This is a genomic window from Metabacillus sp. Hm71, from assembly GCF_051842955.2.
Lineage (GTDB): Bacteria > Bacillota > Bacilli > Bacillales > Bacillaceae > Metabacillus.
Map to the genome: position 1 here is coordinate 1299862 of NZ_CM200278.1, position 13904 is coordinate 1313765.

Annotated in this window: 11 protein-coding genes, 1 tRNA gene and 1 riboswitch; of the genes, 10 read left to right on the plus strand and 2 right to left on the minus strand. The window is 36.2% G+C overall.

What is annotated here, in order from left to right; genetic code table 11:
• Positions 1-133: 133 nt before the first annotated feature.
• From ACSVDH_RS06485 to ACSVDH_RS06510, 6 genes are all read left to right on the plus strand, one after another.
• Positions 134-1258, plus strand: coding sequence for a methionine biosynthesis PLP-dependent protein (locus tag ACSVDH_RS06485; RefSeq protein WP_439248926.1), 1125 nt, complete (start codon positions 134-136; stop codon positions 1256-1258).
• Positions 1245-2429 (plus strand): cystathionine beta-lyase, encoded by a 1185-nt coding sequence (gene metC, locus ACSVDH_RS06490; RefSeq protein WP_439248927.1) that lies wholly within the window; start codon positions 1245-1247, stop codon positions 2427-2429. Before ACSVDH_RS06485 ends, metC begins: the two co-directional genes overlap by 14 nt.
• A gap of 324 nt (positions 2430-2753) precedes the next feature.
• Positions 2754-3755: a TAXI family TRAP transporter solute-binding subunit gene (locus ACSVDH_RS06495; protein ID WP_439248928.1), complete on the plus strand. Its 1002-nt coding sequence runs from the start codon at positions 2754-2756 to the stop codon at positions 3753-3755.
• Between the two features lie 71 nt (positions 3756-3826).
• Entirely contained in the window at positions 3827-4345 is a 519-nt protein-coding gene (locus tag ACSVDH_RS06500; RefSeq protein WP_439248929.1) for a DUF1850 domain-containing protein, read from the plus strand.
• Positions 4338-6314: a TRAP transporter permease gene (locus ACSVDH_RS06505; RefSeq protein ID WP_439248930.1), complete on the plus strand. Its 1977-nt coding sequence runs from the start codon at positions 4338-4340 to the stop codon at positions 6312-6314. The genes ACSVDH_RS06500 and ACSVDH_RS06505 overlap by 8 nt, the downstream gene beginning before the upstream one ends.
• Positions 6315-6483: 169 nt before the next feature.
• Positions 6484-6555: transfer RNA gene (locus ACSVDH_RS06510), tRNA-Val, on the plus strand.
• A 146-nt stretch (positions 6556-6701) separates the two neighbouring features.
• On the opposite strand, the gene ACSVDH_RS06515 is transcribed toward ACSVDH_RS06510, so the two are convergent.
• A complete protein-coding gene (locus tag ACSVDH_RS06515; RefSeq protein ID WP_439249151.1) occupies positions 6702-6851 on the minus strand; it encodes a tyrosine-type recombinase/integrase in 150 nt (49 codons plus the stop codon).
• 555 nt (positions 6852-7406) lie between these two features.
• Here ACSVDH_RS06515 and ACSVDH_RS06520 point away from each other — a divergent pair.
• The gene (locus ACSVDH_RS06520) at positions 7407-8429 is read left to right on the plus strand and encodes a DUF3231 family protein (RefSeq protein WP_439248931.1); all 1023 of its coding nucleotides are present in this window, start codon (positions 7407-7409) and stop codon (positions 8427-8429) included.
• Between the two features lie 972 nt (positions 8430-9401).
• On the plus strand, positions 9402-9602 hold the full coding sequence (locus ACSVDH_RS06525) for a hypothetical protein (RefSeq protein ID WP_439248932.1): 201 nt from the start codon (positions 9402-9404) through the stop codon (positions 9600-9602).
• A 924-nt stretch (positions 9603-10526) separates the two neighbouring features.
• Here ACSVDH_RS06525 and ACSVDH_RS06530 read toward each other — a convergent pair.
• On the minus strand, positions 10527-10727 hold the full coding sequence (locus tag ACSVDH_RS06530; RefSeq protein ID WP_439248933.1) for a hypothetical protein: 201 nt from the start codon (positions 10725-10727) through the stop codon (positions 10527-10529).
• Between the two features lie 449 nt (positions 10728-11176).
• Positions 11177-11317: riboswitch (cyclic di-AMP (ydaO/yuaA leader) on the plus strand.
• Between the two features lie 257 nt (positions 11318-11574).
• Here ACSVDH_RS06530 and ACSVDH_RS06535 point away from each other — a divergent pair.
• Both ACSVDH_RS06535 and ACSVDH_RS06540 read left to right on the plus strand, forming a co-directional pair.
• Positions 11575-12912 (plus strand): TrkH family potassium uptake protein, encoded by a 1338-nt coding sequence (locus ACSVDH_RS06535; protein ID WP_439248934.1) that lies wholly within the window; start codon positions 11575-11577, stop codon positions 12910-12912.
• Between the two features lie 27 nt (positions 12913-12939).
• On the plus strand, positions 12940-13596 hold the full coding sequence (locus tag ACSVDH_RS06540; protein WP_299094011.1) for a potassium channel family protein: 657 nt from the start codon (positions 12940-12942) through the stop codon (positions 13594-13596).
• The last annotated feature ends 308 nt before the right edge of the window (positions 13597-13904 follow it).

A 13904-nucleotide genomic window follows, 5' to 3' on the forward strand; every position in this document is an offset into this window, starting at 1 on the left:
ATAAGAAGAAGCGCATCCAAATACACAGTCTTCTTCTTAACGGGGAAGACTTTTTATTTTATTTAAAAGTCTAAAAATGCTTCCTCTCATGATCATAATCTAGAAAAATAACTCACTTAGGATGGTGACAGACATGAATCAACGAATTGAAACGAAATTAGCACAAATCGGCAATCGCAGTGAAAATGTTACAGGTACGGTAAATCCCCCTGTTTATTTTTCAACAGCCTATCGACATGCAGGAATTGGAGAATCTACAGGCTTTGATTATATACGTACTGGAAACCCGACACGATTATTAGTGGAAAAAGCAATCGCTGATTTAGAACACGGTGACCGCGGCTTTGCCTTCAGCTCAGGGATGGCTGCGATCCAAACGATTATGGCCCTCTTTCAGAGCGGTGACGAACTAATCGTATCTTCTGACCTGTATGGCGGGACATATCGTTTATTTGAAAGAGAGTGGAAAAAATATGGCTTATCCTTTCAATATGATGACTTTACAAACCCGGCTGAAACAGAAAAATTAATTTCTGAAAAAACGAAGGCTTTATTTATCGAAACACCGACAAATCCTTTAATGCAGGAAGCTGATATTAAGGCACTTGCTGCAGTAGCAAAAAAACACAATTTATTAGTGATCGTCGATAACACGTTCTATACACCTGTTATTCAAACACCAATTCTAGATGGCGCGGACATCGTCATCCATAGTGCGACCAAATATTTAGGCGGACATAATGATGTGCTGGCCGGCCTTGTCGTGACAAAGGGAGAACAATTAAGCGAAGAGTTTTTCCAGCATCAAAATGCGATTGGTGCCGTGTTATCTCCATTTGATTCCTGGTTATTAATGCGCGGCATGAAGACCTTGTCGCTGCGGATGAGACAGCATGAGCAAAATGCCAAAGCTGTTGCTAGCTTTTTAGAGGAGCATCCAGATGTGCGGGATGTTTTATATCCAGGTAAGGGTGGAATGTTGTCATTCCGTTTACAGGATGAGGCATGGGTAAATCCATTTTTAAAGAGTCTTAAGACGATTACATTTGCAGAGAGCTTAGGTGGAATCGAAAGCTTTATTACGTATCCGGCGACACAAACGCATATGGATATTCCAGAGGAAATTCGAATTGCCAATGGCGTCTGTAATAGGCTGTTACGTTTCTCAGTAGGTGTTGAACACGCAGAGGATATTATGGAAGATTTAGCGCAAAGCTTTAAACAGATGAAAGGGGCTGAAACTGTTGAGCAATCATGAGTGGTCGTTTCAAACAAAGCTGCTGCACAATGAAGCAAAGGTAGACCTAGGGACAGGAGCGGTAAGTGTACCGATCCACCATTCCTCAACCTTTCATCAATTTGATGTTGATAAATTTGGAAAATATGACTATGCACGTTCAGGCAATCCAACTCGTGAAGCGCTTGAGCAGGCAATTGCTGAATTAGAAGGCGGAACAAGAGGACTAGCTTTTTCTTCAGGAATGGCGGCTATTTCAACCGCGTTTCTGCTGCTTTCTCAAGGGGACCATGTCCTTGTGACCGAAGATGTGTATGGCGGAACGTTTCGAATTATCACCGATGTTTTAACGAGATTCGGCATTGAGCATACATTTGTTGATATGACAGATCTTCATCAAGTTGCATCAGAAATTCGTCCAAATACAAAGGTTATTTATATGGAAACACCTTCAAATCCATTGCTAAAGGTGACAGATATTCGCGGTATTGTTAATCTTGCAAAAGCGAATGGCTGTCTAACCTTTTTGGATAACACCTTTTTAACACCGGAGCTGCAAAGACCTCTGGAATTAGGTGTTGATGTTGTTTTACACAGTGCGACAAAGTTTTTAGCAGGCCATAGTGATGTACTCGCTGGACTTGCTGTTGTGAAGGATGCTGAAATAGGAGAACGACTATATAAGCTGCAAAATGCATTTGGTGCTGTGTTAGGTGTACAGGATGCTTGGCTTGTATTAAGAGGGTTAAAAACCTTGCATGTACGCCTAAAGCAATCCTCTGAATCAGCACTTAAACTAGCAAAGTTTTTAAGTGAGCATCCGAAAGTAGAAGAAGTTTACTATCCAGGACTAAGCTTTCACCCTGGCTATGAAACACAACGATATCAAGCCGAAGGAGCCGGTGCGGTTCTCTCATTTAAACTAGCAGATGGGGAAGCAGTGAAAACACTCGTTCAAAACGTTAAGCTCCCGGTATTTGCTGTAAGCTTAGGGGCGGTAGAATCGATTCTATCCTATCCAGCGAAAATGTCTCATGCGGCAATGCCTCCAGAGGAACGTGAAAAACGCGGAATCTCAGATGGGCTGCTTAGACTAAGCGTAGGCTTGGAAAATGTGGATGATTTAATCAAGGATTTTGCAGAGGCGCTCGAGAAGCTGCCACAGATAAATAGAAAAGAAAGTGTTCGATAAAGCTGGCTCATTTGGGTCAGTTTTTTTTTGAAGGATACCAAAAAATAAATGTAAAATAATGTTACAAGAATAAAGACAAGAACTTCTTTAATAGATCATACTAGATTTATACATAGAGTTGGTGAAAAATAGAATGTTTATACGAAAATAGTGTTTTTCATGAGTTGAGGTAAAAAAAATTAATAAGGCTGACCTGCTAAATTACTTGATTTTTTGACAAGAAACCGCTTGTTTTCAAAATTATCGTAATTGACAGTTTTATTGTTTCATATGTTAAGATAAGATTGTATGCTTTTACACTATATAACAAAAGGGGGAAATTTTATGAAAAAGAGTCACAAGGGACTTTTGTTTGTGATGTTGTTGACACTTTCCATGTTGATAGCAGCATGCGGCAGCGGCGGCAATGAAAGTGCGTCAGGTGGCGAAGGCTCAAGCAGCAACGAGGGAGGAAGCCAAAACTTAAGCTTATTAACAGGTGGTACAGGCGGTACATACTATCCACTTGGTGGACAAATTGGAAAAATTATTTCTGATAATACCGATGCGCAAATTACACCACAAACCTCTGGTGCTTCTGCAGAAAACATGGATACGTTGAGAGCTGGAGAGGCGGAGCTTGCATTCTCACAAACGGATATTGCAGCATATGCAATTGAAGGAAAAGAAATGTTTGAAGGGGATCCAATTGATAATATTCAAGCAATCGGATCACTTTATCCTGAAACTGTACAACTTGTGACAACAGCAGATAGCGGAATAAAATCTGTTGAGGATCTTAAAGGGAAAGCAGTTTCAGTAGGTGCACCTGGATCTGGCGCCTATATTAATGCAATGCAAATTTTAGAGATTCATGGGTTAACAGTTGATGATATTAAAGCACAGAACCTTTCATTTGATGAGTCAACAGATGGAATTCAATCAGGCACAATTGATGCGGCATTTGTTACGGCAGGTACTCCAACTGGTGCTGTAGAAGCATTATCTGCACAAAATGATGTTGTGATAGTGCCATTAGAAGATGATAAAATTCAAAGTTTGATTGAGAAATATCCTTACTATTCAGAAGAAACGATTGCAAGCGGAACGTACAATATTAAATCTGATGTAAAAACAGTTGCGGTTAAAGCAATGTTAGTTGTTTCAAAGGATCTTGATGAAAATTTAGTTTATGAAATGACAAAAGCATTGTATGACAATACAGATAAGATTACTCATGCTAAAGGTGAATTCATTACAACAGAAACAGCACTTGAAGGCTTAGGGAAAATGGAGCTTCACCCAGGTGCAGCGAAATACTTTGAAGAAAAAGGTGTTTCCAAGTAAAATATTTATTAGTCGGTAGATCGCCCTGCGATCTATCGATTTCCTTTTTCGTTTTTTAGGTGGGATAATCATTGAGAAATAAATGGATGACTGGTGTGCTTTTTTTGGTCACCATGCTCCTTTTCAGCGCATTTTTGTTTTTCTTTCCTTATAAACAAGTGATTGCGTTTACATATGAGGATAAAGGGCAATTACTTGCCTATTTGTCGCTTAAACAGGACAAATCCTTTCAAATACAGTATACACATTCCATCCATCTTTCGGATGTATTTGAATCATATCGTTTATCGGCTAAACATATCGTTCAAACAGAGCTTTCCTATGAAGATTTTGCGGTCGGAATGCCTTCTAATGCAGAAGGGGATGAGGTGTTTGAGGAAGTTGATGGAAGATACTATATAAGGAATATGAATCGTTCTTTTCCATTTATTGATTTGAGAATTGGACAAGTTAGAGCGAATCATCGACTTATTTATAAAGATAAGACATATACATTATCAAACTACATAAAGCCTGGAACATGGGTAAGAATTTCTGTCACAAAATTATCGATATGGCAACAATTGAAAGGAGTGAGCATCAATGGCTGAAAAAGAAGAAATGAAAGTATTAACGGAAGAAGAGCAGCAAGCACTGATTGAAAAATATGATGTAGAAGCTGGAACGAGGAAACTTACCGGGATCTTAGGATGGATCGCTTTTATTGGATTACTGGCATTCTCTTTATTTCAATTATATACAGCAGTTTTTGGTGTTTTTACCGCACAAATCCAACGGACAGTGCACTTAGGCTTTGCGCTATCTTTAATCTTCTTGCTCTTTCCGGCAAATCGAAAGAAAAAGCAGAAAGGTAAGCTGCAAATTGCTTGGTACGATATCATCTTAGCTATTTTAAGTATTGGTGTTGGAGCATATTGGCCAATCTTTTTTGAAGATCTTGTCATGAGTGTTGGAAGGCTCGACACGCTTGATTTTGCTGTTGGCTTGATTGCAATCCTATTAGTCTTGGAGGCAACTAGACGTGCGGTTGGCTTGCCAATTACGATCATTGCAGTGATCTTTTTGCTGTACGGCATTTATGGAGCTTATATGCCAGGGTTTCTCGGACACAGAGGTTTAACTTTAGAAAGACTCGTTCAAACGATGTTCTTTACAACAGAAGGGATATTAGGAACACCATTAGCTGTTTCGTCAACTTTTATCTTCCTTTTCTTATTGTTTGGTTCGTTTTTGATTAAAACAGGTGTTGGTCAATATTTTAATGATTTATCTATTGCGATTGCAGGCAGAAGGATTGGCGGACCTGCAAAGGTGGCCATTTTCTCAAGTGCTCTTCAAGGTACGATCAGCGGAAGTTCAGTTGCCAATGTTGTTACCTCAGGTGCTTTCACCATTCCAATGATGAAAAATCTTGGCTATAAGAAGGAATTTGCGGGAGCAGTAGAGGCTTCAGCTTCAACTGGCGGGCAATTGATGCCGCCAATTATGGGGGCTGCAGCATTTCTAATGGTTGAATTTATCGGAAATGGGATCACCTATTGGGATATTGCAAAAGCTGCTGCAATACCAGCGGTCCTTTATTTTGCTGGTATTTGGATTATGACGCATTTTGAAGCGAAAAGATTAGGTCTGCGTGGGCTAACAAAAGAAGAAATGCCAAGCAGGAGAGAAGTATTTGGAAAATGGTATCTATTAATTCCAATTATTGCGATCATCATTTTGCTTATGTCAAATATAACCGTAACACATGCTGCTTTGTATTCCATTCTTATTTCGATTGTAGTTGGGTTTATTAATAAAGATGCAAGAATGAAAATCATTGACATTGTTTATGCATTAGTAGATGGTGCAAGAACTGCTTTAAGTGTTGCTGCAGCAACTGCGGCTGCTGGAATTATAGTGGGAATTGTGACAAAAACCGGGTTAGGACTAAAGCTTGCAAACGGATTAATTGACCTATCGGGAGGATTATTAATTCCAACACTGATATTAACTATGATCGCATCGCTTGTTCTTGGAATGGGGGCGCCAACAACTGCAAACTATGTTATTACATCAACCATTGCAGCTCCAGCGATGATCTTATTAGGTGTAGCAGATTTACCAGCCCATTTATTTGTGTTCTATTTTGGTATTGTAGCAGATATTACCCCGCCAGTTGCATTAGCGGCTTTTGCTGCCGCTGGTGTTTCGGGAGGAGAACCGCTGCGTACAGGAATCGAATCATCAAAATTAGCCATCGCAGCCTTTATCATTCCATACATTTTTGTCCTTTCACCAGAACTGCTCATGATCGATACAACTTGGCTTGAAGTCATTTGGGTTGTATTTACCGCAACCATAGGCATGATCGCAATTGGTGCAGGGGTAATCGGATATTGGATGAGAGGCATGTATTGGCTGGAAAGAATCCTTGCTTGTATCGCAGGATTGCTACTAATTTATCCTGAACGCATTTCCGATATAACTGGATTGATCATGTTTGCCGCTTTATTTGCTTTACAATATATATGGAAACGGAACAGCCATAACAAACCACAAATGTCGGCACAAGCATAACATAACGAAAAACCTGATCCTCGATACGAGGCTAATCAGGTTTTTCCTATTTTCCGGGAAATAAGTCGAAAGGTGTGGGATTTAGCTAAGCCAAGATATGTTTTTTATGAAAAAAGGTTGACTAAAGAGAAAGCAAGAAATATAATATAAAATGTAACTTAAATAAAACGACTTGTTAGCTCAGTGGGAGAGCACTTCCTTGACAGGGAAGGGGTCGGGGGTTCAAGTCCCTCACAGGTCATCGTTGTTAAATCATTGATAAAAAAGGGTTTCTCGTAAATGAGGAACCCTTTTTTATTGTCTAAACAACCGTCTAACTGACCAAACAACTGACCAAACTAATTTCTTACCTCCAAAAACGCATTTCCTAAGTCTGAATCTATCTTTTTAGTTACGTGAGTATAGATAGAGGTTCATTGTGGTTGAAATATCTTTATGGCCAAGTCGTTCTTTAATAGCTTTCATACTAAATCCTTTACTCAATAAATAAGAAGCAGAGGAATGTCGTAGATCATGGAAAGCAATCTTCTTAAGAATCGTATTTTTTTACAATTTGGCTCCAAAATCTGAACCATCTAGATCTCCTAATCATCCATTTGGTACTGTTCATGTTACCAAAGCAGATGCATTGACTGCGGTAGAAAAAAATTATCTGAGTATTTGTACAAAGCATTCTTAAGATCCTAAAGTGGACATTTTACTTTGTAAAGTAGAAAAAAATTCATGCATTGTTGTATTTCTCTAAAAATGTTATATTAAATAAGTCATTATTCGGCATATTTTATTGCCATCCTCACCTATTATTGGTGAGTTTTTTTTACGTTAATTGCTATAAACATAAATTCCTAATTATCTATTGGGTTAGCCAGACAAGAAGTAACAAAAGGAGCTGTCCGAAAAGTAAGTTTTCAACCCAAATCTTGAAAAAAGCAAAACCCAAGAATGCATTTATATCAACATTCTTGGGTTTTAAATTTTGAAATATATTACACTAAAATGGACTTTTTAGACAGCCCTTTTTGTTATAATATACGGTTATTTGCAAAGAATATATTCATGCCATGAAATAATATTCTTTGGAGGTATCGAATTTTGACTGAACATCATACTCAACTAACTTCGGCTGAAATTGCTTCAATTTGGACTGCCTACATGAATGATAGTATGTCCAAATGTATTTTAGGTTATTTCCTTAAAGATGTAGAAGATGAAGAAATTAAATCTGTTATCGCATTTGCTTATGACCTTTCATCTACCCATTTAGAAAAATTAACAATCATATTTCAGGAAGAACTGATTCCAATACCAACAGGATTTACAAATGAAGATGTAAATATGAACGCCCCACGTCTTTATACAGACCCTTTTATGTTAATTTATATAAACCATATGGCAAAGCTTGGATTGATTGGATATAGTGGATTTGTTTCCATGAGTGCAAGGGATGATATGAGAGCTTATTATAGAGAAGCTCTAAATGAAACATCGGAATTGTTTGAGCGAAGCTCAAAGGTTTTGCTTACAAAAGGGTTATTTGTTAGAGCCCCTTATATAGCTTATCCAACATCAACGGACTATGTAGACAGTAAAAAATATTTAAGTGGTACTTCTATTTTCAGCAAACAACGACCATTAAATGCTGTTGAAATATCCCATTTATACATGAACATTCAAACTAACACAATAGGAAGTAAGCTTGCGATTAGTTTTGCTCAAACATCACCAAGGGAAAACATTCAAAAATGGATGTTAAGAGGAAGAGATATTTCAAAAAAGCATGCTCAATTGTTTGCAAAAGCACTTCTAAATAATGATATAGAATCACCTGTTTCATCAGATATTGCGATTACTGATTCAACAATACCACCATTTTCAGATAAACTGACACTTTTTCACATGGGATTTATGAGTGCAGCAGGAACAGGTAATTATGCAACTGCAGCAGCTGCTAGTCAAAGAAGTGATCTTATTCTAAATTATGAACGTCTATCACTTGAAATTGCTCAATTTGCCAAGGATGGAGCAGATATTATGATTCAAAATGGATGGTTAGAGCAACCACCTACAACACTGGATAAAGACAAACTAACCAATAGGAAGGAAATAAATAATTAACCCTATTTTTACAATCCTTTTCATTCCATTATTGAAAGAGGAGAACTACTTTGACCTGAACAAACGAAGCAATTGAACAAATCAGTAAATTAAAAAGGCAATTTACAGATGTAGTTTGATTATTGGCAACAGTATTCCAATTTGAATTCATGGCAATTTTGGTTTTTAGTAGGTGTACTTGTATTATCGTTAACGATCCTTTATTTTTTTATTGACCGAAGAAAGGCATTACTTTTAGGCTTTTTTGGTTTTAATTTTCATGTTTGGTTAACTTAGTTCGATGAAATTGCAATAGCAAATGAATTATGGAACTATCCATATGTACTAAATCCTTTTTCAACTGCCAGCTTTTCCTTAGATGCTGCTTTTGCTCCAGTAGTTTTTATGTTGGTTTACCAATAGACACTAAACCATAACAAATATTACTACCTTTTTGCAACAGGTGTTTGCCTATTTCTTTCTTTTTTATGGAGACCATTTTTGTCTATCTTAGGAATTTTCCAAACAAATCAAGGAATAAACTATTTCTACCTATTTCTTGGGATATATACTTGTAATGTTGGTATCAAAATGGATAACCAATATTTTCGCTCATTTTCAAAAGGAATCAAATGCTCTTAAATAGAAAACTCTGTCCATTTGTAGTACACTCAATTTTCTTTACCCCTAATAGCATTGCAGGATTTTAACATGAATACCTAATAATAGCTTGTTTTCTTAAATAGTAATTGGGGAAATTTGGGGGAATTTAGATTTACCACAAATACTTTTATTGCCATTCATTTCCGAATTAAACCAATTGTATTTTAATATTGATTTAATGAGAATTCTTAAAGGAGATGAAAAAGTTATGGGTAAACTTGCTAAAGTTAGCTACATGGGATTTATTGCGAAAGTACCGGTCCCGATCCAGGTGCAAATGTAGAAATTTATGGTGATTTTTGGGCAAATACAGACTCAGTACCACGAGAGATGTGGAGAGAATCAGATGGGGTTAACATTTCTGCGAAAAGTGTGTATTTAGATTATAGGGAACAGATCGTTCGTGTTAAAGATAATGAAAATTTGTATGTTGGTGGCCACTTATGGGAAGAAGATGAATTTTACAACCCTGATGATTATATGGCACGCCCAGGAGGAAATTGGGAAACAAATACCTCTTTATTTAATTGACTCCAACGAAAAACATTTTCCTGTATGGTTTGAGGAAGATGTCAGAAGGTTCGAGTTGATTTTACGGTGGTAGAGGAGCCACTTTAAAACGTCATGTTTTTCTCAGTATGGCACTATTAACCAACCTGTTATTAGATAGTTCAATAAGCATTATAAAAGGATCTTTTAGCCGGGGCTGTTGACAAATATACCCTTCAAACAAAAAAGAAGATGAATATCTACTATATGAAGTGTGCATCTTTTTTTTCATTAACTTTATGTTGTGTCCGATAATGATACTCTCATTATGTAACTAATTTTGGATAAAGGATTCATTTATTCTTGGTGATATTGTCCAATAAACGGGCCATTAAATGGAATAAAACTAATTGATCTACCTGCACCTTAATTCAATAAGATTATAAAAAAGGGACTAATCATTCAGCGCCTAGCCCCTCTATATGGTCTAGCCAATTTGGAATAGAAGGCAAAGAGCGCCTTCTATTCCAAGTCGTCTTATTGCCTGAAGGAATCAAGACACTTCCGCTTTTGTTCTTTTCTAAATAAGCTTCTAACTAACCAATCAATGATCCAAACTAATTTCTGATCTCCAATAACGCATTATTGTGAAAGAAATATATATAAAGCCTTTATGTCCTTAGACATCCACCACAGAATTATTTAATATCGAATTATTTTATTAGCTACTAAATTAATTTAGGTTAACAACGACTTCATGGTATAAATTGGTAGTAAAGTCATGATAAACATATGTATTTTGAACCTTTTGGAAAAAAATAAAATCTATTATTTAATTGGGTTTAAATTATGAGCAGAGGAGAGATAGGAAAAAGCTCAAATCCTTTTGAAACAAGGGGTTGAGCTTTTTATTCTCTGTAAATATTATGTTGACCGGTCTTTTTATAAAATGTTTTGAGATGATCCTTATTTTAACTTATCGAAAGGGAAAAACTTTAATAATGGATGTCTATTTTTATCCGTAATCTTTAGCTCATCCATTATGAGATCATTTTCGTGTTCTTTTATCCATTTCTTCAAAGCGTATTTATCCTGACAATGAGTATAATATGTTTCTCCACCTTTGCCAATTGCATTAATGACAAATCGATAAGATGTTTTCTCCATAATATCCACCTTTAAAAAAATAATAAATTCATTTTTTATTAATCAATGTTAATTATTAATTCACTTAGCTGAAATCAACATGCAAGTTTAAAGCATTTTAGTAAAGGGTATTCAGTACCTATTATGTTTATAATATAATAATCTGTTATTCTAATGGAAAAAATAAAGTAGATGTTTAGGAATCCTCTGATTGCTTACCTTTTACTTCATTTGTTTGAAACTTGGTGTTATCATAATGTCCAATTAAGCATTTTGTCAATGGAATATGATTAATTTTTACAAAATGATAATAAATTTAAAAAAAACGAAGAATTAATGCGCTAGATTGAGATATAGCAATAAAATTTGTGGTATATGAATAGATTTGGATTGTTTTGGTGATAATTTGTTCTTTTTACGTATTTACAAAGATGATCTTACAGGCGTAGAATGATTTACATAAATTTCAAACTTTATATCGGCCAAATCTCAGGGAATCTGAGAACGGAGGACCCATTATTTTGGGGTTAATTCTGCATGTGCAGAAGGGATGAGAGACTCTTTCGCCATCCTACCCGTCAGCTAACTTCGTCGGCTAAAGCGGAGGAGGTCATAAGACCGCCTATTTAAGGAGGCTTTTTTGTTGTGTTAAAAGAACAAATTAGTATCTTTAAACATACGTAGGTCTATTTATTTTGCCTTAATTTCAGATGGCGGTGAAGAAGAAATGTCAATATTGCTACCCTGTAACATCTTAGATTTAATGTGGATGCTCCCTGTCTTTTTGTAAATTAATTATCAATAGTTACATCCTTTATGGAGATATTAAGAGTAATTTCAAATTTATTTAACCAATTAGGAGAAAAAAATGAATAAAACGAAAGACTTTCTTAATCCACCTAAAATCCTTGTATTGGGCTTTGCTGTTGTTATTATGATAGGAGCATTATTATTGACGCTACCTATTGCTACAGAAGATCAAAGTGGTCTCCCGTTTCTGGATGCTTTATTTACTGCGACATCAGCAACATGTGTGACAGGTCTTGTTGTGGTTGATACGGGTGATACATTTTCAACCTTTGGGGAGTTGGTCATTCTAACCCTTATTCAAATTGGCGGATTAGGGTTTATGACCTTTGCAACATTTTTCTTTCTTTTGTTAGGAAAAAAAATCTCATTAAAAGAAAGGTTATTATTGAAAGAGGCATTTAATAATATCCACCTGGCTGGAATTGTAAAGTTGGTAAAACGAATCTTGATTTTTACTGCATTAATTGAAGGGATAGGAGGAATGATTTTATCGATTCGCTTTTCTTTCGATATGCCGGTCGGAAAAGCAATGTATTATGGCTTTTTTCATGCCATCTCTAATTTCAATAATGCTGGCTTTGATTTAATGGGAGAATATCGCAGCTTAACGGCTTATGTTGACGACCCAATTGTGGTTATTACTGTTTGTGCGATGATTACGTTAGGTGGTTTAGGGTTTATAGTCATGAACGAAATTTATGAGTATCGTGAAACACGACGGTTATCTATCCATACAAAGGTGGTATTGGTTACTACACTCATTCTAACATTGGGTTCAACGATACTAATCTTTCTATTTGAATATGGAAATGCTAAAACTTTAGGTCCTTTATCCGAGTTCGGTAAATTTTTAGGAGCATTGTTCCATGCGGTTACTCCAAGAACTGCTGGTTCAAATACGCTGCCAATAGCCGATTTAACACATTCTACTTTATTCCTGACAATCCTGCTAATGTTTATCGGAGCTGGTTCAGGATCTACTGCCGGTGGGATTAAAATTACGACATTTGCTGTATTAATGGCAACTTTCTGGTCCCAAATTAAAGGAAAAGAGGATGTTGTTTTATTTAAACGGCGCATTGTGATTGAAACCATATTAAAAGCATTTACCATTGCCATCAGTGGTTTAATCATTGTGATTATTGTTACTCTTTTATTGAGTATTACCGATAAGGGGCAAAATTTCATTATGTATCTATTTGAAGCTGCCTCTGCATTTGGTACTGTTGGTTTATCAATGGGATTAACTCCTGAGCTTTCACCTATTGGTCGCATCATTATTATTTTGACTATGTTTGCAGGGAGATTGGGTCCTTTAACCCTTGGGTTTGCCATTACGAAGAGACGTACATCAGAAGCTTTTCGTCATCCAAAAGGAAATCTTATGATTGGATAATTCATTAACATTCAGGAGTGATTGATTTTGGTTATAAAACAATACGCAGTAATTGGCCTTGGCAGGTTTGGAACAAGTATAGCAAGACGGTTAAATGAAGCAGGACAAGAAGTTTTAGGAATTGATATAAATGAAGAAAGAGTTGAGGATGCAGAATTATATGTAACCCATGCTGTCGTAGCAGATTCTACTGAAGAGAAAGCACTCACTTCAATTGGGATTCGCAATTTTGATTGTGTCATCGTAGCGATCGGGGATGATATGCAATCCAGTATCTTAACGGTTATGCTTCTTAAGGACCTGGGCGTAAAAAAAGTGATCGCCAAAGCATTAAGCAAGCGTCATGGAAAGGTTTTAGAACGTATTGGCGCTGATTGGATTATCTATCCTGAAAGGGATATGGGGGAAAGAGTGGCTAACCAGCTCCTATCACCTAATATGCTGAATTACATCGAACTGTCAAAAGAATACAATATAGAGGAAATTATGATTCCTTCAAAAATGGCGGAAAAAAGTTTAAAGGAACTTAACATTCGTGCTAAATATAATGTTAGTGTCATTGCCATTGTCAGGGAAGAGGAAATTATCATATCTCCTTCACCAGATATGACTCTTAACAAAGGAGATCTATTAGTTGTTATTGGTAACAGAGACGACTTGGCCAATTTTGCAAGTATTGAATAAACAAGAACTCGAGCCTTCAAGTGTTGTACGGTTAATAAGTGTTATTTCATATTGATTCCAAATGCCAGGTAAAGTTATGAACCTGGCATTTTTTTATTGTACAGCCAAAAGAGTTGATATTTAGCGGGTCATAAAGTGGATGGCCAAGTTGTGAAAGAAATGAGATGAATTTACCTCTATTAGTTTGATATTTATTAACACTACCTTAACCAAATTTACCCATGATTAATAAATTTACAAAACCTTTACAAAAAACCCATAAAACATTTACAAAACGTGTTTATTCTTAATGTTGGGTTAATAAAAAC